Here is a 22,107-nt window from a genome sequence, read left to right on the forward strand (position 1 = left end):
ATTTAATTGAATCAGGAAGAACCTCATTAATTTTTTCTACCAGATAAGCCACACGCGCCTTATTATCGCCAACTTTGCCCTCTGCGTCGGTGAGATTCTCAAGTTCATCTATCATGTCTTGCGTTGTTTCCAGTTCTGACACTTGCGCTTGAACGTTATCCAGTCTTGCTTCTTTTGCTTTTTCCCACGCTTCAATTTCCTCATTCGTGGAATCAATTACTTTTTGGTTCTCTGATACTGTTTCTTCTTGCTTAGAATTAAAGTAAACAACTGTTGCCGCTAACGCCCCTAAAGCAATAGCCGCAAGTCCTATAGGGTTAGCCGCTATAGCTGCATTAAATAACACCCAAGCCTTTGTGCCTAGTCCAGTAGCTGCTGTCTCTGCTATCTGTGCCGTTGCAAGTGCTTCTGTGGCTGCTGTTGTAAGGTCTTTAATTAGCTTCGCCGCTTTAATAGCTACTTTATAACTCGCAAACGCCGTTGTCGCACCGACTATGACAGATGTTAATTCTTTTCCATGGTCAACCATATACGCAAAACTATTTATCAGTTTCGGCAATCCATCAGCCGCTAATTCTGCCGTCGTTGCCAATAAATCCCCTGCGGCATCGGCAATTTTATCCACACTTTTGTCAAGTTGTCCACTGTTCAAGCTTTGCAAAACCTTGTTTAGGCTGCTTGTTGCTTCTTGTGCCGCATTTCTCATAGGCAACTGGAATTTTTCATAAACCTTTATCCCGACACTCTCAGCGGTACTGCCAAGTATGGTTAAATCGCCTTTGAGATTATCATTTACGGTTTTAGCCATATCCTCGGCGGCACCATCGGCATTCTGAATAGCCCCTGTCAATTTGTTGTAATCTGCTTCACTAGCATTGACAATAGCCAATAAACCAGACATGGCCTCTTTTCCAACTAATTTCTCCGCATTAGATAGCTTTTCTGCTTCGGTCATTTTTGCAAAAGCTTCTCTCAAACTGCCCATGGTTTGCGATAAAGGAACCATAGTACCGTCTGCTTCTTGCATTTTAAGAGTATAATTCCCTAATTCTTTCCCTGTTAGTTGTACATCACCAGTCATATTTGAAAACATGGTTCTTAATGCTGTACCAGCCGTTTCTGACTTAATACCAGCATTAGCCATTAAACCAATCGCTACGGCTGTATCTTCGATGGAATATCCCAATGCACCAGCCAAAGGAGCCGCATATTTGAATGTGTAACCCATCTTGGAAACGTCAGTATTTGCGCTACTTGCCGCCGCCGCTAAAACATCAGCAAAATGACTGCTGTCTTCGGCTTTCAGTCCAAATGCCGTTATAGCATCGGTCACAATATCTGATACACTTGCCAAATCTTCACCAGATGCAGCTGCCAAATTCATGACACCAGGTAACCCCGAAATTGATTGTTGCGCATCCCAGCCAGCCATAGCCATATACTGCAAGGCATCTGCGCTTTGTGTAGCACTAAATTGAGTGGTTGCGCCCATTTCCTTGGCTTTATCGGATAAAGCTTGTAAATCATCTCCTGTTGCGCCAGATATAGCGGCAACCTTACTCATGGATGATTCAAAATCAGACCCTACCCGAATAGCCGCCACCGACATAGCCGTTATTGCACCTGTAGCCGCCGTCAGCCCTATACCAATTGCTTTCGCTCCCATTGCGGCCGCTGACTTCATGCTATTTACGCCATTATTGAATCCGCTCTGGTCGACTTCCGTGTTAAACCTTAAATATCCGTCATAACTGTAAGCCATTTAATCCCTCCTTTCTAAAATTTGCATGAAAAAAGCACCCAAGTTAATGAGTGCTTCGTAATTACTTTCCGAGATATGACTTTAATTTATCTAATTCGTCTTTTACTACTTGTGTTCCGTCTGATACATCGTCAGATTTGTGGACGTCCCAAGCTAAAGTGCCTATTTTTCCTTTTACAGATGAATCTTTCGGATAATCTTCATCTATAATAGCCCTATCTTCAATATCATCTAATTTTTCATATGCTTCATCCACGGTTAAATCTGCCGCCAAAAACTGTTCTGTCACATCAACCGCCTTTAAACCTAAATTATAAACATCTTCGCTCACATTTGCGGGCTTTCCGCACCCCGTCAAACACAACGCCAAACACAGCGCAATTAATATTTTTCTCATACAAATCCCCCTATTCTGGTATTTTTTCCAGAATATCACAAACTGACAATAATTACAATATACCTTTCAACTTACCGTCTCCCATTAAAGCTTGCTCTAATGCTTCTTGCTTCTCTTGTTCGGTCTTGGAAATAGGGATTGCATATTGTTCTTTCATCTTTTTGTAGAAGTCCATTTGTTCTTTTCCAACGCTGTTAATATCAACCGCCCTGTAGCCCATTATCTTAGATATAGCGCAGTCCTCATTTAAGCCCTGAAATAACGCTTTAAACTTCCACCAATGCAAACGGTCAACCTCGTTCAAATCAATGCCGTATTGCCCTAAAAATGCGCTGTAGATATAGGGCGCATCGTAGTCAAATGAATATATTCTATCTTGGTTGGTATTCCTTCCACGCTTCTTCCTTTTACCCCGTTCTTCTTCTCCACAACGATAGAACCATTGTATCCCCTCCAATGCTTCTTGCCAATCGTCGGGAATGGTTGGATAAAATAACCGCAAGGCAAGCAAAGGTTTTTCCTCTGCCAAAACCTCATTGTCCAACATCATCATTTCGTATAATATTGCCGTTCTAAATCCCCAGTTTATGGCATATTCTTTGTCTTTAATATAGATTGAGTGGGGTAAATCATCAATTAACAGGTTCATTTCACGCGCTTAGGGGAGTAAGGGGATTCTTCGTTAATGACCTCCATAAACTGCTCAACCAAGAACGTGTAAACATCAGCATGAAATACCGCTGTTTTGTCTTCTGCAAAAATCTTTTCGCTTGCTGTAATGTCACCAATAATATCATTGATGGCTTTTTCAAAGATTTTCTTGTTGGCTTCTACGATTGCATTGTATTCATCCTCAGGGGAAAGCCCTTTTTCGATTGTATTTGCAACATTTTTATTTTCCTCTGCAACCCTCTGAAATACGAATCTGATATGATCCTTACCAAAATCAACATTAAACTTATTGCCACCAATCTCAATTTCCCTTACTGTAGTTCTTTTCACAAATTTTTTCATATTAAAATCCTCCTTATAATGTTGGAATTATTTTCTTATCTAAATTATATCATAAATAGCCCACCCTGCAAAGCAAGGTAGGCTTTAAAATTAAACTGCTGTAAATGTTTTTGTTGATGTATCAAATGTGCCTTGAATTGCGTCACCTACGCCGTACAAGGTACCTGTTACTTTCACTGTTTCACCGCCAGCGCCTGTAATACCTGTCACGCTTGCTGCAACCGTGAATTTTCTCGCTTCATAAGTATTTTCCAGTGTAGGATGCGGCGCAAATAAATCAACTCTGATATATTCCAATTCCGCATCTGCGCCTGTTTTCTGATTCTTGCCGATTGTATATAAAGCCATTACCGCATCCTCTGATGCAATCAAGTCAGTATCGAAAGGAAATTGCGTCTGATAGCTTTTAATATGGGTTGTTTGTGATACTTGGTTGATGTAAGTTTTACTGTCCTGCTGTGCGTTGGGATTCTCGTCCAAAGTGTTAAAACCTACACCCATAAGTGACCATGCTGGTGTTTCTGCTGTGCCTGTGTTCAAATAATCTGCAATTTGATTTCTCATTACTGTTTCTGCCATTTATATCATCCTTTCTGCATATAAACTAAGCGGCATTGCACTTGGTACCTCGCCGCATTTTCTGTGTTTTCGAGTAAATATCCTGCTCCTTGCGCCTGTATTTCTATGGGTGTTTTATCGGCTTCAAGCGAAGGAAATTCTTTGTTACTGTTCTTTTGGTCAACCCATGCGGCGAAATCCTCATAGAATGTACTATTTGCTAAATTCGTGTCCACGTCTGAACCGTACGGCTCCACACTGCCGAAAGCAAAAACAAACTGTCTTACGGAACTACCATCCACATATTTTTTAATAATCGGGTCGACAGAGAGAGAATCAATGCTGTATTCCGTGGGAGTACCACTTAAATAGTCAACATTAAATACTCCATCTTTAAGATAGGGACACTCGCAAAGGAATGTTCTCACGCTATCCATTAAGCTTGCCAAATGCCCTCACCTCTCTCAATAATGATTTGCCGTGATTCTTTTTCATCTTCGAAAACCAATACGCCCCACGCCTTGGCGCACCGTTATATTTAATTAACTCAGCTGTTACTACTTTGCGTTCTCCTTTTTTTGCCCATGCAGAGCCAGTGGTAGGACTAACCATAACTTTGCCGTAGTACAAATATCTTGCATATGGTGCGTTGTAGGTAACTTCACCGCTGCCTATAACAGTGCCTAATGTTGCTGATCTGGTCAGAGTACCAGTCTGGAAAGGCGTATATGGCGCAGATAACGTAATTACTCGGCTGTCGATGTATTTTTGTATCACGCCACCCTTACCCAATCCATGACGTTTGGCAATCTTAGAAGGACTATCCAACTTAACTTCATATTTCATTTCGCTGTCACCTCCCAGTGCTGCATATCGGAACTACCATAGTCGAAAGTGTCAATGCCTGTAACGGTCAATGCATCATTTAATCCTACTGGGGTAGTCGCTGTTGTTGCACCTCTTAAAATTTTATCCTCTGGTTTTAAACTGAATTCAGATACAGCCGAAAACGGAATGAATACAATCGTTTCATTATCCTGTACCATACCAGATTTGTTATTTTTAGAACCAATAGAACCCTGCCAATATACGCCGCTAATGAATGCCTTAACCCAATCATTCTTTCGGGTAGCGGAGTTATATTGTTGGCTGAAAATCGTACAATCCGCGTTAGGTGTCAATTCCATCCACCCCCAAATACAAAAGGTCTGTGCGGCTTAAATATCGGCTCACAGCCTTATATAGTCTTTGGTCTTCCGTTGGTGCAATGGATGTGCCAACAATGTAATTCCTTGTAATTTTCCCAACTGTTTCAGATACCACACCGCCACCATTTTCATTTAACTGATAGGATTCAGCCACGGCACAGCAAGCCTTTTTTAATAAGTCTGCTGTATCATCATAGGTTGACGCTCTGCCAAATGTAGCATAGTCAATATATTCCGACGCTCTCTCGGCTAATCTCGCAAAGTCAGCTTCGGGGATTGCATTACCCCGATAACCGCTCTGATAAAATTCATAGGTTGTGTATGCCATTTAACCACCTCCTTATGCGTTCCAATTTGGCGCCCGTTCGCCAGTGTAGGCAATCCAATACATATAAATGTGCTGAGGGGCTGTCTCAGAATCACCACCAGCTGTATCATGTTCGGCTAAGGTAGTCTCGTTTGTCTTCGTGCTAGCTAAATTAATCTGATGTTGGTGTTCGCTGTTCGCCGAATCTATTTTATGCCTATGTTGTAATCTTGAAGAACTTACAGTGTAATTGTAAGGTAAACAAGGCAACTTATAACTAGTACCTGAAAAAGAGTTAAAAGGAAAAGTTCCCCAAGTTGCACCAGTTACATATGGGTAATAGTTGTTATTTGTAGTACCATCTGCATAGGCATCATCTGTATATCCTTTGCCCTCAGATATTGAGCCATGAACATGCAATCCTTTTCTGTTATCAACATTAGTTACAGTATCAAGCGTAGTTCCGTTACTTGTATTTAAAAGTGTATGACTATGCTTATATTCTGGTATCCGAAAGTTTCCACTTTGAGGTTGTGCAGTGCTACTATCTTTGGTTGTGCCAACCTGACTATCATCACTCGCACACCTTACAAATTGCTCTCTCATATCATCTGTATCATTTGTGCCGTCACATAATTGCCACCCTCTTGGGATTTCTGCTTTTGTCCCTCTAAATGGTAATGACATTTTGCAGTTGTACAATGCTTCGACCAGCCCGTTAAACATTACAGACATATCATCTTTAAAAAATCGGTTGGGCGAACTTTTATTAATATGCATAATATCACCCCTTGTACTCTACATAAATAGATGCCGTGGTGCTTGCAACCGCTCTAAAACTCTGCAATTCAGCCCAGCCTACTAATGTAATTATATCCTCTTCATTGGCTGTGAAACTGTTGTCTTTTGACGGCTCTGTTCCGCTGGTCGTAAAGTAGACTGTGCCGCTTTTGACAGTCACAATACCCCGTGCCGCATTTTTGTAAATACTTGCTGTTAATCCTGTTACAGTTGTGGCAATTTCAAGTGTTTCTTGCCCAATATGTATATTTTTAAATGCATCCAATCAAATCACCTCTCTCAAAAGAAAAGAGGGTTATTTGCCCTCTTTTTTGTCCAACCGTGCTTTTAGTTCTGCATTTTCTTTTTTCAAAGTTAAAATCTCTTTTTTCAAAGCCTTACTTTCATCAACTTCCTTTTCTGGTTTTACGTGCAATCCAATTTTACGCATATGCCTACCTCCTTATGCTTTATGGGATAAGTAAATCCCTGCCACTTTGTTTGCATACACATCGACAATTCCATATTTACGGTACTTTACAATATAGCTGTCTGCGTCGGGGTTACTTGCAGGGTCGATAACATTACCTACAACGTGCTTATCAAATTTAATGATTGCTGGCTTGTGGATAATCATAAAGTTGATGTCCTTGCCTGTTGCTGATTTCTGGTAGTGTCCAGCTTCTTCTCCTGCCGTAGAACCGTCCAACAAATCAATGTCAGTGTAAAAACGGCTTTGAGGAACAGTTTTCTTTGTGGTAAATGCCGCTAAAATCTCTCTTGACTTCGTGGTATCTAATGCCATTACGCTGTTCATTAATGTTGGTGTAGCATAAAGCAAGCGGTTTTCCTCTGGTACCTCGTCCTCGTCCATTTTATTCTTTGCTACAATTAAAGCCGCAAGGAAAGCTTCCGCATCTGCATATGTAGCCGCCGTGGCTGTGGAAATTCCTGTAATCCCCGCTAATGTTGCGAATGTGAATGCATCTGCTTCCGGTGCAACTTTTTCTCTCTGTAGAGATGCGCTTGCCTGTCCGAACGCAATATTAAATGTCTCCTGGTCATCCATGGTATCAACGGAGATTTTTGTACCTCTGTCGTAGTTAAAAGTGGCTGTTTTCCAAGATACATTAACCGCACCAGTAGTATATCCACTATTTCTGGTGTAATCACCTAAACCCGTTGTACTGATCTGTGGATACAAAATCTCGTTTGCATTTGCCCCAGCACGCATCATCGATCCATCACTAATAAGATCAGCGGTAACAGATGCATTTTTATAAACCTCGTCCAATAAATTGGTATAATTTTTTGCTAATACAATACTATTTGCCATGTTTTAAACCTCCCTTATTCTTTAGGGGCTAATCCCATGATCGCCCTCATTTGATTTTCTTCAACACTTGTCATACTTGCACTTCCCATACCTGGCATATCGCTAGGCTTATTAGGATTTTCAAAATAATTCTTATCTTTCGTCAATACTTCCAGAATATCCTTATCACCCTTTCCTTTGTTTGCTTCATCTGCCAGAGCCTTTCTAAACTCACCAAAAACAGCATTTTGCGTCAATTCATCCCGCCATTTCTGTTCACCGACAACGGAATTAAAGCGGTTTTGGAATTCTTCATGTTCTTTCGCTTCTTTTGCTGCCTGATCTGCGGCGGCTTTTTCATCCGCGATTGTCTTTTTCAGCGTTTCCAGTTCAGTTTTAAACTTCTCCGCATCACCACTGGAAGACTGCAACTCTGTAATCTTTGTCTCGTATTCAGAAATCTTAGTCTTAGATTCCTCCAATTTTGTTGACATTTCGGTTGTTTTTGCTTTTTCTTTCTCAATGTCCTTGCCGTTCTCTGCCATAATCTTGGAGATTGCATCATCCTCTAAACCAAGCGATTTCAAAAATTCTGTTTTCATATATTTATACCCCTTTCGCATTAAGTAGTTTTAGGTGTTTTACTGTCCACCACGAATTGACTGTTTTAAGTCTAATCTACTGACTAATAAGCCCTTTAACGTCTTGCCAAGGACGAGATAATCGGATCACCTCCAAGCTAAAAGCCAATAAGTAACTTTTTCACTCCGAAATCACCCCCTCAATATTTTTATCCCTTAATTGCTTTGTTACAATTCTTGTGCGTTCTGCCTTGGTAGGCAGTCCAGCCTTATCGCTGACTTCCTTATATTTATTCGATAAAATACGAATATCTGCAGTTGCTTCTCTTGTTCCGTCCACATCTTTAACAGCTTGAAATATCTGTTTTTCCTCTCTTTTGTAGCGCAGAGCAGTTTCTAATTTCCGTTGAATCTGTGTACATTCATATCTGGTGTATTCTTTGCCGTCAATTTTGATAATTTTATTGCTATGATGTTCTATACGCTTTAACGCACCTTCTGAATATGTGGGGCTACTAATCCCCAAAATGATTGGATAGGCAATATGGCGGCAATTCCATTCTCCAATAGGTCTGGTAAGGCTTTTTTGTAAACTGTCAAAATCTTTATTGCTGTACTGGTTACCCTGATACGGTATATGGTCAGGGGCGCATGGGCTATGGGCTGATATTTCCACCCCATCTGCGCCAAATTCTTCCCCTGTAGCCCTTGCAGTTTCTTGGGCGATATAGCTGATACCGTCAAGCACATTCTGCCTTACAGCGGAATCTAAACGCTTTGTATAGCCTTTTTCATATTTAATTCTTAAGCCGCTTTGGCTCATTTCTCTGATTGCTTTTTTAATTACTGTGTTGTAATCCTCTGCACCAGTAGCGGCGGCGGTAATAGCCTTATCAATCGTCTTTTTATAAAACGCTCCTATCGACTGAAAGTCTTTCCCTCCACCAATACCAATTGCCTTTGTATTACTTAGGTTTAACAGGCTGTTTTTGGTTGTCTTGGCGGCAGATGCTATAATAGTTTGCAACGTCTTGTTTTCAGCCAGCGGAATTTGTTTTATCCCTTTTGCATCATAAAACGGCTTTGACCAGTCATAACCCTCTTGTGCCACTGAATTAAATAATTTCTCAATATCCTTGAGACTTTTCCCTGATTCCCTGGCTAACTCTTTGGTAATCAAATCCACATCATAACCATAGGTATAAAGCTGTTGCAATCGGTTTGCATAGGATGGTATTAAATCGCCTGTCTCTTTCAGTGATTCAGCCATATCTTTCAACAGCCCTGCGCCAACATCTCCGAATCTTTCACCGAAAACATCAGCTAAGAAGCTTAATTCCTCTTCGGTAAGCATTCAATCACCCGATTCCTAAATCGCTTAATGTAGGCTCATTTTTCTTAATTTCATCAATCATGGATTGTGATTCATCGTATGTCTCATTCGGATTCATCCATTGTCTTAACTCAACCTTGCTCTTGATTCCCATTGCCTGTGCGTCCTTAAGCTGTGCCCATGTTTCTGTACTGCTCTCGATTAATGAATACGACCAGTCAAAAGCAACATCATATTCCCCTTGCGGCGATAACCCGTAGTAATTGGCAAGAACATTGCAAGCATAAATATAATCTCTTGTGCCGTTTTCAATGACCGTACGAATATCGCCGATCATTGCGTATGTATCATATAGTCCTGCCTTAATTTCCGTTGCTGTAGCCCCTCTGGTTTCGGGTGCGGTTAAAACGCCTTTACTGGTTCCGATAGCACGCTCTAATAGTTCAAATAAGTATTGTAGACGGCTATAATAACTACTGTCTCTAATATCAGGGCTAAATGTCTCAAGCATGGTATCTGTGTCATTACCATGAGCGGCAAAAAATAGCTTGCTAGGCATGATATATTTCCCTGTTTTCGGGTCTTTCTGAAACATTCTTTCATCAGCGAATACCTTAACCGTTTTTAGGTTGTATTCGTCTTGAATTTGGCTCATGCATTCCTTAATTTCCGCAATAATTGAATCACAACCGTAAGTAATTGGCACGCCGTAAAAGTCACTGAATTGTCGGTTGTCTACAGGAGACTTCAAATAAGCAAACAACACACGGTCAACACCCGTTATCGCCCTGTCCTCAATCCCTTCCCATTGCTCAATAAATTCGTCTTTTCCACTTTCATTTGTTACTCTGTTTGTAATAAATATTGTTTCATTTTCAATTTTGTAATCTGTCCACCGATAATACTTGACATTATTCTGTGTCACGCTGTCAGCCAATACCGTAGCAGAGGTAATTTTGTCACCTTGTTTCTCATGGATCATAATTCTATCCTGCGTCAGCACATCGAAATGAATCGCTCCGTCTTGCACATATGGAACAACAGCGCAGCCGCCAGTCCCAAGCATTCTGGAAGTAATCCGTTTTATCTTTGCCCACATATCAACCGCACATTCGTCCAAAAAAGCCACTCTCGCATTTTCCCCTACAATATCCGCTGTACTTTCGCTAACTGACAGAGTGGTCATTTTGGCGGCGAATATGGCTGTGAAATTAACTTCTTCGGCGTTTTCGAATTGGCTCGCATATGTTGCGTTGCTTGTTAAATCACTGTCTGTCGTGTCTGTTTTATTGCGACCAAACAGCTTTAAAATATATTCCCATAATGTCTTTAACACTTAATCACCCACCAATCTATAGATATTGTATTCAAAGCTATATTCGTCGGCATCTAAAATATCAATGTCGCTTGTGCCATCATCCAGACGCTTATCTTCCAGGCTCTTATCATCCCATACCGCAGTTTTCAAACCATTTACTAAATCGTCACATTCGCCCTCAACGATGTGATACCGTTCGCCGCCCATTAATAATAGTGTGCATCTAATACGGTCGTTTATAGGGCGTTTAATACTGTTGTAGACAGGGTAAGGCGTATGCTGTCGGTAGCTGTTAATCATGGTCTGCTCTGCGCTATCACAGTAAACACCATCGGGATAGCCGTAATCTTTTATAATACCTTCGACAAACTTTACAAACTCAGCTTGCAGTTTATCAAAACTCATTCCCGTTGCCTTTATGCTCTTGGCTCTAAGCTTGTAAAGATGATTGTCAAAGCTGATACCGGATGCTACAAATGCATGATTTGATTTGTTACCGCCAAAGTCATGACCTATGTTGATGCTTGAGAATCTAGGCAAATCTTTCTTTGCGATCATGTACTTTTCTGGACAGTCAGCAAACATTTTATAGATGAGCCCCTCAGCTAATGCCCATTTACCCAATATGTAGCGGTCGTAAAGAACCGTCCCGTAGTATTCTTTCTTTAGGTTTTCTACGAACTCTTTACTTAAAAATGGGTTATCATCTAATGTATAATGCCTTAAATAAATATCTGCATCACTCTGTAGAAACTTATAAAACCAATGGTTGGGGCTTTCTGGATTGCAAGTACCATCAAAACAGCTATACGGCTTATCAAGACGAGATTTAAGCATATTGAAAACATCCTCGTGCCATGTCACAACCTCGTCACCGTAGCAATACTTGATACTTGACCCTCGAATGCGGTCGACCTGATTAATTTTATCTGCACCCAAGCAATAACACTTTTCTCCAAAAAGCATTGCCGTATTGTCAGAGCGAATATCCGATACCAAAGCAGGAGTAAATATCTTTTGGAGCGGCTCAATTATATTTCTTTGCAATGTCCCCTTTGTATTGCCAAGTATAACTACAAGCCCCTCTTTGCCTGCTACAGCCCGAATTCTGCGTGGAATGATATAATAATCAAGATAAGTCTTACCCGAACGTGTAGCCCCTGATTTGATGTTCCAACGGCTGTGAGCATTGTTCCAGAAGTCCTTTTGCATATCACTTAGCTGCATTGTCAATCCCCTCCAAAATTAAGTCAAGCTTTTCAAGAGCATCTTTATATTCCTCAACCTTATCAAACATACCCAAATGCTTTCCAAGTAGTTCAAGAGCTTTAACTTTATCATTAAGTTTAACCTCAATTCCGTTTGCACCTTTTTTGATACCAGCAATTGCCCCTATTTTTTCTTCCTCAATTTCATCTGTTGATTTTATAAAAACATGGCCGTCATAAACAGAAAGAAAGTCAGTCACTTTGGCAAAGCCTATTTTAGCCAATTCAGCAACTACTTTATCCTGTGTTATCTCAGTTCTCTTCTGCCTGTCCTTCATGCGTTTTTCTATATATTCCGAAACCTTGACATTCCTCAACAGCCGACTTCCAGCTTGTGCAGCTACATCGTCATTCTTAATTTTAGGATACGCCTTTTTATATGCTCTGGTGGCATTAAGGTCGATTAAATATTCATTTGCAAACTTCTTTTGTTTTTCGGTCGTAAATACCACCCCTTTCTATTTTTACTAAATAGGCGTTGTGGGATTCGAACCCACGACTAACTGCGTATAAGACAGGTACTCTAACCAACTGAGTTAAACGCCTACAAAAAAGGACGCCGACCTAAGCCAACGCCCCTTTCCGAGGAATATCATGAATTATTAACACTATCATAATAACACAAAAGTATGTCCCTTTAGTTACCCTTTTTATCAGACAATATCTTAAAGAACCTTCTTCTTGCTTCGTAAAACTGTCTGCGACCGCACATAACATCTAAATATTCATACGCCACTCCATCCACCACATTAGTGATTATGTACGGATAAATCTCGCTGTCAGCTTCGATTGCAGACTGGACAATGATTTCTATATCCCTTTCTAACTGCGCCCGTCTACACGCTGTATCTGCCGTTCTATCAGACGTTTTATTTCCTCCACCGCATCCTCCAAAGCTAGGAGAGGATAACTCGGTAATTGACCGTAACTGTGATTGTTTCTCTCGGTATTGACGGCAAAAGTATTTCAGTTCCCTGTATCTGTTCGGCGATAGTTCAAGTATCTTTAAATCTCTTTCTTTCAATCAATCACCCGCCCTTTTGTTCCACGCACTTATCACATCAGCGCACCTATCATCACAAGGGAAATATTCCATATCGCAATTATAGCAATGAATAAAGCACGGAGCAGTATCTTCTTCAATATCATCACTATCCAGAACCCTCAAGAATCCATCATCATCGTATGTCACTGCTTTAACATCCCCGCCGCAAAACGGGCATTTCTTCAATTCCTCCATACCTCACACCCCCCTAAAACGGCATATTCCTTCTATCCAACCAGACCGCAACGTCAATTATCAGCCGAAAGAGAAAACCTTTTAATTTGCCCATTGTTGTAGCTTTGAAACCTCCCCCTGACAACTCTCTTGCTATGAACTCATTACATTCTTTTATAAATCCGCACATTTTACGTTCTTCGCTCATAACGCACCGCCTTTCAAACATTTATTTTAATTTTCAGTCTGTCAAATATCAGCACCGTAAGTATAAAAGTCACAATGCTATCTATATCATTCGGATTGGTATGACCGTACATCGCTGTTTCTGCAAATCCCCAAGCAATTGCAATTGTCATATATATCCCAAGAGAAATGAACCAAACTAGAAACAATCTTTTTAGAAAACTTCTTATTCGCTCACGTGTTGTTGTTTTATTCAACACTCCGCACCACCTTTCATTTCCTCCAACTTCGCCTGTGCTTCGGCTTCGGTGAGGAATACAGTTTTGCCAAAATCTAAATCACTAAATCCTGTCAATCTACTATAAATTCCGTCTACAATCTTCCACCTATAACTTACAAAGCCTTGCTGTATTGCAATTTCTGTCACTTCATAGACTGACATTATATTGCGGTTTATATTTGCTTCAAAGACCAAATCCCCTGGAGCGCATAACAGTTTACACGGCAACTCCACCGCCTTACTTAGCCTTGCTTTGAGTTCGGCGGCAGGCAGTGTTTTTAATTTGCACACAGCCTTTAAAATTCCATTGGCAAGTTCAATTTCCCCGTTGGCGTGTTTCTGATCTGCGTATTGCCGTAAAGATTTTTCTGCGATTTCCGCATCTATGTACCGCATCCCTATTCCCCCTTTTTACAAAAATCTCTACAAATTCCTTTTCCGACAGAAAATATTTCTCTTCCGTCAACATCTGCACTTTCGATACTGTAAAAATTATCTCCACAGACTTCCATAACATTCAAAAGTAAGTTCGTCACGTCTGTGCTTGTATCATCATCAGTGAGATTAACTTTGATTGTTAATTCCTTCATCCCTATTCCCCCTCCATCATCTCGCCCACCTGAGCGATATGCTCGATTTTGTTGACGTTAACAAGATCGGGTTTGTATCGGTATGCAAGCCATGTTTTGCCGTAGTCTCTCTCCAAAAATATATATATCTCATCTGTCCAAATTCCAACCGTTCCCATCATGGATAATGCAAGTATTCCCCATTGGTTTTTTTCTTCGCCGTCAATAGATACGCAATATATTGGTTCATCTACCATGCTTTCCAATTCATCAAGCGTCAGCGGCTTTGGGTTCTCCCGTTCTAGTTTTTCTTGCACGGCTTGAATGGCTGTATCCATATAACACTTGGCTAGTTCGGAAATCCACACTTGTTTCCATTGTTCCATGAAGGATATCGAACCCTTTATTTTTTCAATCTCATTCACTCCACATCCCTCCGTTCGCCATAGCTGCAAAATTCATTCGTGTGAACCTGATATGAACCCCTGTATTTGCATCCGTATTTTATATAAGGCTTTTCACCTTTATCCTCATAGTGCCGTTCGATTAAATTAATACATTCCCCGCACGTTACAGGCTTTTCTGCTTTCAACCGCTCATTCTCGGCTTGAAGCTGTTCTAACTGGTCTGCGGCAATATTAGCCTGTTCCGCATTGAAAACAACCTCGTCATTTTTAGCTATCCACCGCAACGCCTTTACCGTTTCCTCAATGCTCATTTAGCACCTCCCAAACTATCCCTATACTTCCTGCACATTGCTACCACTTGGATTGCTTCGGCGGCACATTGCAACGCATGACTCTCAATCATTTCAATGCGTAATGACACATCACTGTTATTTTTTATTTGATACCATAGGCTCTTTGCATTTTCTTTTAACGATTCTGCTTCATCAACCGTTTCCTCAATTTCCTCTTTCAGCACTGCATATCCCTCATGCGGAGAAGCGAACAAAGGAAACTTTTGGTTTGCAAATAACAATTCCTCATTGGCTAAATCTCCAATATCACGTAATAACTCAGGTCTAATCATATCAAGCCCTTCTCTCTTATCCTCTGTTCAAACACATTATGTGTCACCCACGATCTAACCGTATTTCCTTTAATTCCAATTGCTTCTCCGAATTCGTCAATGCTTAATTCTTTTCCATCCATTTTGATTCCCCAAAACGTCCTCTTGTTATCAGCAGTTGACCGTGAAACAAGATGTATTTTGTGTTTTTTCGGCTTAACAATATTTTTGTTTAAATCCGCAACGCTCCCTGGCTTAGGCGTTATTTCGTCAGGTTGCCATCCAGTATTTTCATAGGCTTGAAGTTTTTTCAAATAATCTATTTTGTGTTCTTTATGTTCGTCCGTTATTCGATCCCTTTTTTTCATTCTGTATCTCCCTTCGCTGGATTGTCGTGGATTGAGCCAATAACTTCGATGACCGGAACATACCTTTGCAAATCTATCCAAAACATATTATTTTTAATTGACTGAAAAACAAAAGAACCATGCAGATAGACGCAAATCATAATGCCGTAGTCAATATCGTTTATGAAATCCCCCTCAAAAATCTTAACCCCGTTCTTATCCGTCAGACCAGTCCACTGTCCGACGGTTTCGGTGATAATGGTAACTGGTTCCCTCGTCAGCAAATCAGTTCTTATGATTACTTTTTCATATTCTGTAGGCAATGAACCATATTCATATCTATCCCAAGCTGTTTCTATTTCTGCAAGATAGCCATACACCCATTTCCCGTTATCTTTCCGTTTACCTCTAAACAAAATCTCTCGCATTGTTATTCCCCCTTCTCAATTCGCTCAAACTCAATCACCCAAACCCATGGGTTAGCGTCCCAGCTGTATGTATCAAGGTCTTGTTTTTTGATTGTGCTATTCCATAATTCAGCAAACTGCTCTTCGCTTGGACTTTCCACGCCCTCTTTAATGGCGTCCTCTTGTGCCATCTCCTGCAACCGTTCAACCCTAACACCAGTCACTTTCAGGAAGATTCTTGCGGCTTCTTTGGGCATGTGGATGGATGGTATCCACACATTGTCTTTGCATTGTTTTTCGTTTCCCCAATAACCAAATGTTGGCTCACCGTCCGCTTTATATCCATATCTATTTTTGCCTTCTAAAAATCCATCCGGAAGCCATCTGTCGCACCACGTTTCCCGAACATACGGTACATCACCAACTTGATATTTCGGTTTTACAACATTACTTCGCACTCCCCAAACGTCATGCGCTCCACGAGAATACAAGCAAACTCCCGTTTTAATGTGTCCTGTAAAATATTCCCCTAACGAATATCCGCTATAGTTCGGATTGTATCCGTCTTTCATCACAAACTGAAAAGGATTCCGCCTTGTTACCGTCTTTCTGCCGTCCAAAATAGCCTTTGTCATTTCTGTATTGAATAAAATTGGTTTCAACTATATCACTCCTTATCGTGAATACCTATTCTCGTCCAAATTTGCCCCGCTGTATCCATTTTTATATCTTCGGTGACTAATTCTTCACCTAAAAACTAAAACGCCTGTAACAGCCTTAAAATGGCTTAGGCTTGTACGCCTTGATAAATATCAATTTCTTGTCGTTATATACCGCTGTACCCTCGCCCCTTGCCAACCGTTCTCTCAGACTGATATAGCTGAGGTAGTTATCATTGGCGGCTAATCTGATATTGTCGTATGTGCCGACAGGTTCTCGGGTGTCGTAGTCCAGCTGAATTATTTTTGGCATCGTCAACCCTCCATCAAAAAGGTAAGTCCGAATCTTCGATAGTTTCGTCAATCGGATAGAAGCCATCTTCGCTATTATTTTGCTGTTGATTTCCCGAAACGCTTTTTCCCGCATCGGATTTTTTCTCTGCAAAATACTGTTCCTCAACCACAACGTCCGTACTCCATCGTTTTTTCCCTTCGTTGTCATCCCAGGAACGAACTTGCAATCTGCCGACAACGGAAATCATCATGCCTTTGTGTAAATACTTCTCCGCAAACTCCCCAGCCTTGCCAAACGCTACGCAGTTGATGAAATCAGCATCCAGTTGATTTTCTTGCTTAAATCTGCGGTTGACCGCTAAAGTATATCTTGCTACCGCCTTTGGTTCTGCTCCCTGTGAGTATCTTATTTCAGGATCTCGCACTAGGCGGCCCATAAGAATAGCCTTGTTCATCACTTACCCTCCATCAATCTAATTTGCAATTCCTCATTTTCTTTTCTGGCAATAGCCTTTCTGACGTCCTCTTCCGGCATCTTAATCGGGATGCACATTTTAAAAATCCTGCTTTTCAATCTTTCGTCATGTTCCAGGTTCTCAATTTCGCAGTTGCTAGTAAAAATCGTGATTTTACTGTGCTTCATCCGATTATCGAATATCCCGAACAATATTTCATTTACCCATGGCGTTTTATTCTCCACGCCGATATCGTCAATTATCAGCACATCAACATCGGTCACAGATTCAATCACTTGACTTTCTGTGTATTCGGTGTCCTTGTTGTAGGTGTTTTTAATCTCCTGCAATAAATCAATGCTAGTGATAAACTTTACTTGTCGTCCAATTGTGTTAAGCAACACATTTCCCAAACTTACCGCAAGCCTTGTCTTTCCACTTCCTCTTGTTTTTGAGTAGAAATAAATCCCCTTGCCATCACGTTCGAATTCTTCAAAACTGCGTATGTAGTTGGCTGTCATTTGTTTTGCTTTTCTGGCAAGCTGTGTATTTGATTCATTTTCATAGCAATTTACTTCGAATGAATTTACTGTCAACCCTGTAAACTCCGTCGGTATATCTGCAAACTTAAGCCTGTTCTTTTGCATTGCATCTTTGTGACACTGACAAAATGCGTCATACAAGATACCAGTCTTTTTTTCCACGAGATGAATTATCCCTGTGCCATCGCACTGCCCATACGGACAATCAGAAGTCGCATTCAATATCTTGTAGTCCTCCCGGTTTATTTCCTGCTCTTTCGAGGGCGATTCGATTAAGTCGTTCCCCTTCTGTTTCTTCAACTCGTTCTGAGCGTTCCGCATTATCTGTTCTATGCTTTCCACTGCTGTCACCTCGTTTTTCTAATTTATCCCATGCGATTCCTTGCCAACCGTTACCCATGCACTCCGTAATTAAATTAATAACCGCATTTTCGCCATATTTTAAAACTTGGTTTTTAACCTGAGTGCATAAATTTCTTAGTCCTGTTTCTTTGTATGACTTCCTGTTTTCTTTTTTGTATGCAACCCATTCAAGCATTTTTTCTCCAAGAGAATAGGAAAAGCATTGCTCCTTGATGTAAATGGAGGGTGAAAACGAAGTTTTCTTTTCTTTTGGTTCTTCATCCTCTCCCTTGCCCTCTTCTAAACCTAAACCTAAACCTTTATCTAAATCTAAACCTAAACCTAAACCTAAACCTGTGTTATCATTTTGTTTACATTTTGGAAACATTTTGTTTCCATCGTTCAAAGAGTATGATTTATTGCCTTTTATCAGCAATTTATTCATTTCCTCTTGATACACTGTAGGTGTATACCTGTCCCCTTGAATGGTGTTATGCATCCTCCAATGTTTAATAACGATTACGCCATCATCAAACACAAGAACGAACCTTTTTGCAATAAGCAGCTTCAAATCATCATCACTCGCACCTATCATGCGCTGTATTCTCTTTGGGTTCCCTATAAACCCATCATCATCAGCACGCATATTTAGGTGAAGGTATAAACATTGGCTTGATAAAGGCATATCTAAAAATGCATCGCTGTCTAAAATGTGTATTGTAAACATTCTTTTTTGTGCCACTATTCCACCTCCTGCACCCACACAACCGTCTTAGGGGTTTCGGAGTATTCCTTCTTGACTGATAGCATCCAAATTTGACTATCGTCTTTGTACGCACAACCGCTCAAACCGTCTAATACTGCTTTTGCCATGTTGTCCAGGTCTGGTTTTTTGGTGTGCTGAATTTTACCTATCAACATAAACTCTTTCGCTCTCTTCGTGGTGCTTTTGGGTATCGGCATATAAAAGGCTATCTGCACCGCTAAAGGCTTGTCTGTGGGGCTTAAATTGCCATATACTGCATCCCAACATTGCTGTATGTATTTTTCGTGTTGCTTTGTTTTCGGCGGTGTGTAGGTACCGTGTTTCGACCACCGAGGGCGACCCTTAGGGACTGGTGTACCTAGTATTTCAATTTTAAATTCCATGTTTCACCTCAATTCTCGTGCTGGTGCATATAAATATACTCGCTCTTATCGCCGAGATTCCTATACAACCAATCGTTGCATTTTTCTAGGCTCAAATGATTTTTCAAAACGTCATATTCATAGCAATGAATACCTTGGCTCTCTTTTTCCTTTATCCGTTCCAAAATCTCTGGCTCCGAATAATTTGCTTCGATCATGTACAAATCATAGTTAGGTGCTTCTATGCCGTTTAGGCTGTTTGTGTCTGTTGCATAAAACAACGCATTATTCGCAATCCATACATGATATCCACAGTTTGAAACATTGTGTAATAACCGTTCTGGCATAATTGTAAACTTAGGATATATAAAACAATAACCAGGTGCATACACGTCAATTTGTTCCTTTTTAACACCACATTTCAGTAAATCCGTAACCAACCATTCACAGCACCCAAACCGCAATGTCGGGCGTTCAAAGGCTAATTTTCTGATGGTTGCCTTATTAAAATGGTCTCCGTGAATATGGGTTAATAAAACAAGCTGAATATCTCGGTAGTATTGCAGGAGTGCCTTAAACGGCACCCCGCAATCTATCAAAATTACTTTGTCTATTACCGTCGCATTGCCTTTACTGCCTGTAGAAATGATATTATAGATCATCCATGGACACCTCTTCTGGTTCTTCCGGCTGTGGTTCCGGTTCTGGTGTAAGGTCTGTGATGTCTGGTTCGTCCACATATTGAGGTGTACCATCTTTGTCAATCATGGTTTCATCAGCTTCAAAAGCTTGTCTTAAATCAATACTCATTATTCCCCACTTGCTGATTAACTGACGCAACATCGTTTTGTATGCCATACCGTCAAAGTCCTTATACCAAAAGCTGCTATAAAGCCATTCTGTACTCTTATCGTAATTTCCTCTTTCAAAATCTTCGAAAGATACTTTTTTGACAGGCCCATTTTTTGTATTTATAGTGTAGGCATTGAGGCTGAAAGCTGGACTATATTTATTTGCATGGTTAGCCATCTTTTCTTTAGACCAATACATGATTTTTTTGAATCCATTGAGATACTCAAACATTGCATAATAACCGATTGTTTCAGCCGCTTCTCTCTTCATATCATCTTGGATCATATTAACTTCGATTATTTCATTTAAAGGGTCGTAGTTGATTAATTCGCCTTTTTTGAGCGCAACCACATTAATATGTTTGTAATATCCTGACCGTTGCGCTAACTGGATATAACCTTTGTATCCAAGAATAAACGTAGCCACTGTTCTGTTATTTTTTTTATCTTTAAACGGAACCATATAGTATTGCCCCAACTGCGGACTAGGTGACAATTCAAGGCTTTCTCCGAGCAATGCACTTGATAAAATTGTTCCTGCATCACATGTTTGTAAGTCTGGATTGATAGCCACCGCCGAACTAATAGAAGCGATAAACCGTTGCGCCCTTTTAGGGTCTTGCAAGGTGTTATTGATAAGGTTTTTATATGTATCAGTCTGGATTGCTACGGAAAACTTGGGTCTTTGTGCTACTTGATTACTCATATTTATATCCTCCTTCTACTAAAAAAGCTTTTAATTCTTTCAGTTTGCTGATTGGTGCTGTTACCTTAAACGACAACGTTCTTACTGGGTCTGGTGCTTTTTCTGACTCCTGCGGTCTTGGTTCTGGTGCAGATACAGCTTGTTTTGGAGGTTCTAACGGCGTAGAAGCGACATTTTCAACCTTCTTAGCAGCTTCGGCTTGCGCCTGTCTCTTAGCTTCAATTTCTGCCTGTCTGGCTTTTTGTTCCTCAATGGCTTTATGGCGTGCAACCACTGCCGTAATTGATTGAGAACAATTCAAATTGTTTTTATACTCCACAAGGATTTCTTCTTTAAATTCCTGTGTATCAATCAAAGCCAAATCATCAGCAATGCGGTCAATAAATTGTTGCGCCTGTTCTTTCAAAGACTTCACACTCGCGGACAATGTGACGTTAATTTTTGCATCTTTAAAATATACAAAATCTATATTTTTACTGCATAAATATTCGTCAAAATATGCCTTAACCTCCGTTTCTTTTTGGGTTTTTAACTCTCCCTCGACCTCTCCAATACGCTTCTTGAGTGTGGCATCTGCAACAGTCAATTTGTCAGATACGCAAGCTTTGTAAACATTCAAAAAATTATCATATGGTGCCATAATTACATTTTTTACCGTCTTACGCTGTTCCTCGAGTTCGTTGTATTTTTTATTTAACTCAGCCCTTGCCGCCTTTACAGCCTTGATATTATCCTCTGTACAAGGCAATGCTAATGCGCTGTTTACCTTCGTGTCGATTTCGTCAGATAGGCTTTTCAGCCGTTCTTTAATGATGGGCAACTGTTCCACAACAATTAAATCTTGCGGTTGATTGATTTCGTCAATCGTCACATTTTGTGATTCTAAATCAATGATGGAATTAACATATTTCAATTTATCGCCGTACTTTTCGCTCTCTTCCTGTGGAACATCGGTGGAAGTAACAACCAGCTTTTTCCCTTCTTCCGTGGTAACAACTTCTCCCTCTGCCACTTCTTCTCTACTGCCATATGTATATTCTCTGCCTTTCGGTGTTCCGTCATCGTTTAAAAACTTGCATTTGATTAACATTTGACATCCTCCTTTTTCCCACCTAACATTGCATAAATAACCTTTGACTCTGGATATTCTGCAGCCTCTATGTATGTAAGCGTAGCCTTAACTCTACCGTTCAACTCTTGCAACTCCTGCATATCGTTTTCGGGTAGTAATTCGGTAGTTAAATTTTTATTTACAACTGATTCCATAAAA

At 40.5% G+C, this 22,107-nt stretch carries 39 protein-coding genes and 1 tRNA gene; all 40 read right to left on the reverse strand.

The features are described 5' to 3' along the window. Positions 1–1,762 (reverse strand): phage tail tape measure protein (locus P9Q65_RS08230; RefSeq protein ID WP_304508914.1); only part of this gene is annotated, 1,762 nt, incomplete at its 3' end. Between the two features lie 61 nt (positions 1,763–1,823). Next, the gene (locus P9Q65_RS08235; protein WP_304508915.1) at positions 1,824–2,159 is read right to left on the reverse strand and encodes a hypothetical protein; all 336 of its coding nucleotides are present in this window, start codon (positions 2,157–2,159) and stop codon (positions 1,824–1,826) included. 52 nt (positions 2,160–2,211) lie between these two features. Next, positions 2,212–2,808 carry a bacteriophage Gp15 family protein gene (locus P9Q65_RS08240; RefSeq protein WP_304508916.1) on the reverse strand — a complete coding sequence of 199 codons (597 nt, stop codon included), beginning with the start codon at positions 2,806–2,808 and terminating at the stop codon, positions 2,212–2,214. Next, positions 2,805–3,173, reverse strand: coding sequence for a hypothetical protein (locus P9Q65_RS08245; RefSeq protein WP_304508917.1), 369 nt, complete (start codon positions 3,171–3,173; stop codon positions 2,805–2,807). The genes P9Q65_RS08240 and P9Q65_RS08245 overlap by 4 nt, the downstream gene beginning before the upstream one ends. Positions 3,174–3,263: 90 nt before the next feature. Next, a complete protein-coding gene (locus P9Q65_RS08250) occupies positions 3,264–3,752 on the reverse strand; it encodes a hypothetical protein (protein ID WP_304508918.1) in 489 nt (162 codons plus the stop codon). Between the two features lie 5 nt (positions 3,753–3,757). Further along, positions 3,758–4,180, reverse strand: a complete 423-nt coding sequence (locus P9Q65_RS08255) for a hypothetical protein (protein WP_304508919.1) — start codon at positions 4,178–4,180, stop codon at positions 3,758–3,760. Continuing rightward, on the reverse strand, positions 4,161–4,577 hold the full coding sequence (locus tag P9Q65_RS08260) for a minor capsid protein (protein ID WP_304508920.1): 417 nt from the start codon (positions 4,575–4,577) through the stop codon (positions 4,161–4,163). The genes P9Q65_RS08255 and P9Q65_RS08260 overlap by 20 nt, the downstream gene beginning before the upstream one ends. Next, complete coding sequence (locus tag P9Q65_RS08265; RefSeq protein ID WP_304508921.1) at positions 4,574–4,912, reverse strand: DUF6751 family protein; 339 nt, start codon at positions 4,910–4,912, stop codon at positions 4,574–4,576. The genes P9Q65_RS08260 and P9Q65_RS08265 overlap by 4 nt, the downstream gene beginning before the upstream one ends. Further along, complete coding sequence (locus P9Q65_RS08270) at positions 4,902–5,267, reverse strand: hypothetical protein (RefSeq protein WP_304508922.1); 366 nt, start codon at positions 5,265–5,267, stop codon at positions 4,902–4,904. Before P9Q65_RS08270 ends, P9Q65_RS08265 begins: the two co-directional genes overlap by 11 nt. A 12-nt stretch (positions 5,268–5,279) precedes the next feature. Further along, entirely contained in the window at positions 5,280–6,026 is a 747-nt protein-coding gene (locus P9Q65_RS08275; protein ID WP_304508923.1) for a hypothetical protein, read from the reverse strand. Between the two features lie 4 nt (positions 6,027–6,030). Then, positions 6,031–6,312, reverse strand: coding sequence for a hypothetical protein (locus tag P9Q65_RS08280; RefSeq protein ID WP_304508924.1), 282 nt, complete (start codon positions 6,310–6,312; stop codon positions 6,031–6,033). Between the two features lie 30 nt (positions 6,313–6,342). Further along, on the reverse strand, positions 6,343–6,477 hold the full coding sequence (locus tag P9Q65_RS08285; RefSeq protein WP_304508925.1) for a hypothetical protein: 135 nt from the start codon (positions 6,475–6,477) through the stop codon (positions 6,343–6,345). 12 nt (positions 6,478–6,489) lie between these two features. Then, entirely contained in the window at positions 6,490–7,362 is an 873-nt protein-coding gene (locus tag P9Q65_RS08290; RefSeq protein ID WP_304508926.1) for a hypothetical protein, read from the reverse strand. 14 nt (positions 7,363–7,376) lie between these two features. After that, a complete protein-coding gene (locus P9Q65_RS08295; RefSeq protein ID WP_304508927.1) occupies positions 7,377–7,943 on the reverse strand; it encodes a phage scaffolding protein in 567 nt (188 codons plus the stop codon). Positions 7,944–8,103: 160 nt separating this feature from the next. After that, on the reverse strand, positions 8,104–9,276 hold the full coding sequence (locus P9Q65_RS08300; RefSeq protein WP_304508928.1) for a phage minor capsid protein: 1,173 nt from the start codon (positions 9,274–9,276) through the stop codon (positions 8,104–8,106). 4 nt (positions 9,277–9,280) lie between these two features. After that, positions 9,281–10,591 carry a phage portal protein gene (locus tag P9Q65_RS08305; RefSeq protein WP_304508929.1) on the reverse strand — a complete coding sequence of 437 codons (1,311 nt, stop codon included), beginning with the start codon at positions 10,589–10,591 and terminating at the stop codon, positions 9,281–9,283. Next, positions 10,592–11,800, reverse strand: coding sequence for a PBSX family phage terminase large subunit (locus P9Q65_RS08310; RefSeq protein ID WP_304508930.1), 1,209 nt, complete (start codon positions 11,798–11,800; stop codon positions 10,592–10,594). Beyond that, positions 11,787–12,293 (reverse strand): terminase small subunit, encoded by a 507-nt coding sequence (locus P9Q65_RS08315; RefSeq protein ID WP_304508931.1) that lies wholly within the window; start codon positions 12,291–12,293, stop codon positions 11,787–11,789. Before P9Q65_RS08315 ends, P9Q65_RS08310 begins: the two co-directional genes overlap by 14 nt. Positions 12,294–12,313: 20 nt before the next feature. Then, positions 12,314–12,387: transfer RNA gene (locus P9Q65_RS08320), tRNA-Ile, on the reverse strand. A 91-nt stretch (positions 12,388–12,478) separates the two neighbouring features. After that, complete coding sequence (locus P9Q65_RS08325; protein WP_304508932.1) at positions 12,479–12,865, reverse strand: hypothetical protein; 387 nt, start codon at positions 12,863–12,865, stop codon at positions 12,479–12,481. Continuing rightward, positions 12,866–13,081: a Lar family restriction alleviation protein gene (locus P9Q65_RS08330; protein ID WP_304508933.1), complete on the reverse strand. Its 216-nt coding sequence runs from the start codon at positions 13,079–13,081 to the stop codon at positions 12,866–12,868. 13 nt (positions 13,082–13,094) lie between these two features. Then, the gene (locus P9Q65_RS08335; RefSeq protein ID WP_304508934.1) at positions 13,095–13,268 is read right to left on the reverse strand and encodes a hypothetical protein; all 174 of its coding nucleotides are present in this window, start codon (positions 13,266–13,268) and stop codon (positions 13,095–13,097) included. 13 nt (positions 13,269–13,281) lie between these two features. Further along, positions 13,282–13,419, reverse strand: a complete 138-nt coding sequence (locus tag P9Q65_RS08340) for a hypothetical protein (protein ID WP_304508935.1) — start codon at positions 13,417–13,419, stop codon at positions 13,282–13,284. An 80-nt stretch (positions 13,420–13,499) separates the two neighbouring features. Then, on the reverse strand, positions 13,500–13,922 hold the full coding sequence (locus P9Q65_RS08345) for a hypothetical protein (protein WP_304508936.1): 423 nt from the start codon (positions 13,920–13,922) through the stop codon (positions 13,500–13,502). A 2-nt stretch (positions 13,923–13,924) separates the two neighbouring features. Further along, complete coding sequence (locus tag P9Q65_RS08350) at positions 13,925–14,116, reverse strand: hypothetical protein (protein WP_304508937.1); 192 nt, start codon at positions 14,114–14,116, stop codon at positions 13,925–13,927. A gap of 2 nt (positions 14,117–14,118) precedes the next feature. After that, entirely contained in the window at positions 14,119–14,481 is a 363-nt protein-coding gene (locus P9Q65_RS08355) for a hypothetical protein (RefSeq protein WP_304508938.1), read from the reverse strand. Positions 14,482–14,516: 35 nt separating this feature from the next. Next, positions 14,517–14,813 carry a hypothetical protein gene (locus P9Q65_RS08360; RefSeq protein ID WP_304508939.1) on the reverse strand — a complete coding sequence of 99 codons (297 nt, stop codon included), beginning with the start codon at positions 14,811–14,813 and terminating at the stop codon, positions 14,517–14,519. Beyond that, positions 14,810–15,127 (reverse strand): hypothetical protein, encoded by a 318-nt coding sequence (locus P9Q65_RS08365; RefSeq protein WP_304508940.1) that lies wholly within the window; start codon positions 15,125–15,127, stop codon positions 14,810–14,812. Before P9Q65_RS08365 ends, P9Q65_RS08360 begins: the two co-directional genes overlap by 4 nt. Beyond that, a complete protein-coding gene (locus P9Q65_RS08370) occupies positions 15,124–15,474 on the reverse strand; it encodes a hypothetical protein (RefSeq protein ID WP_304508941.1) in 351 nt (116 codons plus the stop codon). Before P9Q65_RS08370 ends, P9Q65_RS08365 begins: the two co-directional genes overlap by 4 nt. Continuing rightward, complete coding sequence (locus tag P9Q65_RS08375; RefSeq protein ID WP_304508942.1) at positions 15,471–15,881, reverse strand: YopX family protein; 411 nt, start codon at positions 15,879–15,881, stop codon at positions 15,471–15,473. The genes P9Q65_RS08370 and P9Q65_RS08375 overlap by 4 nt, the downstream gene beginning before the upstream one ends. A gap of 2 nt (positions 15,882–15,883) precedes the next feature. Next, positions 15,884–16,522: a hypothetical protein gene (locus P9Q65_RS08380; RefSeq protein WP_304508943.1), complete on the reverse strand. Its 639-nt coding sequence runs from the start codon at positions 16,520–16,522 to the stop codon at positions 15,884–15,886. A gap of 115 nt (positions 16,523–16,637) precedes the next feature. After that, a complete protein-coding gene (locus P9Q65_RS08385) occupies positions 16,638–16,883 on the reverse strand; it encodes a hypothetical protein (RefSeq protein ID WP_304508944.1) in 246 nt (81 codons plus the stop codon). Beyond that, positions 16,846–17,268: a single-stranded DNA-binding protein gene (locus tag P9Q65_RS08390; protein WP_304508945.1), complete on the reverse strand. Its 423-nt coding sequence runs from the start codon at positions 17,266–17,268 to the stop codon at positions 16,846–16,848. Before P9Q65_RS08390 ends, P9Q65_RS08385 begins: the two co-directional genes overlap by 38 nt. After that, positions 17,268–18,032, reverse strand: coding sequence for an ATP-binding protein (locus tag P9Q65_RS08395; protein ID WP_304508946.1), 765 nt, complete (start codon positions 18,030–18,032; stop codon positions 17,268–17,270). Before P9Q65_RS08395 ends, P9Q65_RS08390 begins: the two co-directional genes overlap by 1 nt. Further along, complete coding sequence (locus P9Q65_RS08400; protein ID WP_304508947.1) at positions 18,016–18,894, reverse strand: phage replication initiation protein; 879 nt, start codon at positions 18,892–18,894, stop codon at positions 18,016–18,018. Before P9Q65_RS08400 ends, P9Q65_RS08395 begins: the two co-directional genes overlap by 17 nt. Then, entirely contained in the window at positions 18,894–19,301 is a 408-nt protein-coding gene (locus P9Q65_RS08405; RefSeq protein ID WP_304508948.1) for a RusA family crossover junction endodeoxyribonuclease, read from the reverse strand. The genes P9Q65_RS08400 and P9Q65_RS08405 overlap by 1 nt, the downstream gene beginning before the upstream one ends. A gap of 8 nt (positions 19,302–19,309) precedes the next feature. After that, positions 19,310–19,942 carry an MBL fold metallo-hydrolase gene (locus P9Q65_RS08410; RefSeq protein WP_304508949.1) on the reverse strand — a complete coding sequence of 211 codons (633 nt, stop codon included), beginning with the start codon at positions 19,940–19,942 and terminating at the stop codon, positions 19,310–19,312. Continuing rightward, the gene (locus P9Q65_RS08415; protein WP_304508950.1) at positions 19,932–20,837 is read right to left on the reverse strand and encodes a recombinase RecT; all 906 of its coding nucleotides are present in this window, start codon (positions 20,835–20,837) and stop codon (positions 19,932–19,934) included. The genes P9Q65_RS08410 and P9Q65_RS08415 overlap by 11 nt, the downstream gene beginning before the upstream one ends. Next, a complete protein-coding gene (locus tag P9Q65_RS08420) occupies positions 20,830–21,927 on the reverse strand; it encodes a DUF1351 domain-containing protein (protein WP_304508951.1) in 1,098 nt (365 codons plus the stop codon). The genes P9Q65_RS08415 and P9Q65_RS08420 overlap by 8 nt, the downstream gene beginning before the upstream one ends. After that, entirely contained in the window at positions 21,921–22,103 is a 183-nt protein-coding gene (locus tag P9Q65_RS08425; protein WP_304508952.1) for a hypothetical protein, read from the reverse strand. Before P9Q65_RS08425 ends, P9Q65_RS08420 begins: the two co-directional genes overlap by 7 nt. Positions 22,104–22,107 lie beyond the last annotated feature (4 nt).

Origin of the sequence: Anaerotignum sp. (assembly GCF_030625865.1) — a bacterium.
GTDB lineage: Bacteria > Bacillota > Clostridia > Lachnospirales > Anaerotignaceae > Chakrabartyella.

Coding starts and splice junctions, on each gene's coding strand:
- P9Q65_RS08415 (WP_304508950.1), bottom strand. CDS start 20,837: ATGAGTAATCAAGTAGCACAAAGACCCAAGTTTTCCGTAGCAATCCAG.
- P9Q65_RS08350 (WP_304508937.1), bottom strand. CDS start 14,116: ATGAAGGAATTAACAATCAAAGTTAATCTCACTGATGATGATACAAGC.
- P9Q65_RS08390 (WP_304508945.1), bottom strand. CDS start 17,268: ATGAACAAGGCTATTCTTATGGGCCGCCTAGTGCGAGATCCTGAAATA.
- P9Q65_RS08420 (WP_304508951.1), bottom strand. CDS start 21,927: ATGTTAATCAAATGCAAGTTTTTAAACGATGACGGAACACCGAAAGGC.
- P9Q65_RS08340 (WP_304508935.1), bottom strand. CDS start 13,419: ATGACAATTGCAATTGCTTGGGGATTTGCAGAAACAGCGATGTACGGT.
- P9Q65_RS08335 (WP_304508934.1), bottom strand. CDS start 13,268: ATGAGCGAAGAACGTAAAATGTGCGGATTTATAAAAGAATGTAATGAG.
- P9Q65_RS08375 (WP_304508942.1), bottom strand. CDS start 15,881: ATGCGAGAGATTTTGTTTAGAGGTAAACGGAAAGATAACGGGAAATGG.
- P9Q65_RS08360 (WP_304508939.1), bottom strand. CDS start 14,813: ATGAGCATTGAGGAAACGGTAAAGGCGTTGCGGTGGATAGCTAAAAAT.
- P9Q65_RS08240 (WP_304508916.1), bottom strand. CDS start 2,808: ATGAACCTGTTAATTGATGATTTACCCCACTCAATCTATATTAAAGAC.
- P9Q65_RS08235 (WP_304508915.1), bottom strand. CDS start 2,159: ATGAGAAAAATATTAATTGCGCTGTGTTTGGCGTTGTGTTTGACGGGG.
- P9Q65_RS08285 (WP_304508925.1), bottom strand. CDS start 6,477: ATGCGTAAAATTGGATTGCACGTAAAACCAGAAAAGGAAGTTGATGAA.
- P9Q65_RS08260 (WP_304508920.1), bottom strand. CDS start 4,577: ATGAAATATGAAGTTAAGTTGGATAGTCCTTCTAAGATTGCCAAACGT.
- P9Q65_RS08425 (WP_304508952.1), bottom strand. CDS start 22,103: ATGGAATCAGTTGTAAATAAAAATTTAACTACCGAATTACTACCCGAA.
- P9Q65_RS08330 (WP_304508933.1), bottom strand. CDS start 13,081: ATGGAGGAATTGAAGAAATGCCCGTTTTGCGGCGGGGATGTTAAAGCA.
- P9Q65_RS08355 (WP_304508938.1), bottom strand. CDS start 14,481: ATGGAACAATGGAAACAAGTGTGGATTTCCGAACTAGCCAAGTGTTAT.
- P9Q65_RS08410 (WP_304508949.1), bottom strand. CDS start 19,942: ATGATCTATAATATCATTTCTACAGGCAGTAAAGGCAATGCGACGGTA.
- P9Q65_RS08270 (WP_304508922.1), bottom strand. CDS start 5,267: ATGGCATACACAACCTATGAATTTTATCAGAGCGGTTATCGGGGTAAT.
- P9Q65_RS08300 (WP_304508928.1), bottom strand. CDS start 9,276: ATGCTTACCGAAGAGGAATTAAGCTTCTTAGCTGATGTTTTCGGTGAA.
- P9Q65_RS08295 (WP_304508927.1), bottom strand. CDS start 7,943: ATGAAAACAGAATTTTTGAAATCGCTTGGTTTAGAGGATGATGCAATC.
- P9Q65_RS08245 (WP_304508917.1), bottom strand. CDS start 3,173: ATGAAAAAATTTGTGAAAAGAACTACAGTAAGGGAAATTGAGATTGGT.
- P9Q65_RS08310 (WP_304508930.1), bottom strand. CDS start 11,800: ATGCAGCTAAGTGATATGCAAAAGGACTTCTGGAACAATGCTCACAGC.
- P9Q65_RS08275 (WP_304508923.1), bottom strand. CDS start 6,026: ATGCATATTAATAAAAGTTCGCCCAACCGATTTTTTAAAGATGATATG.
- P9Q65_RS08250 (WP_304508918.1), bottom strand. CDS start 3,752: ATGGCAGAAACAGTAATGAGAAATCAAATTGCAGATTATTTGAACACA.
- P9Q65_RS08290 (WP_304508926.1), bottom strand. CDS start 7,362: ATGGCAAATAGTATTGTATTAGCAAAAAATTATACCAATTTATTGGAC.
- P9Q65_RS08370 (WP_304508941.1), bottom strand. CDS start 15,474: ATGAAAAAAAGGGATCGAATAACGGACGAACATAAAGAACACAAAATA.
- P9Q65_RS08405 (WP_304508948.1), bottom strand. CDS start 19,301: ATGGAATTTAAAATTGAAATACTAGGTACACCAGTCCCTAAGGGTCGC.
- P9Q65_RS08365 (WP_304508940.1), bottom strand. CDS start 15,127: ATGATTAGACCTGAGTTATTACGTGATATTGGAGATTTAGCCAATGAG.
- P9Q65_RS08345 (WP_304508936.1), bottom strand. CDS start 13,922: ATGCGGTACATAGATGCGGAAATCGCAGAAAAATCTTTACGGCAATAC.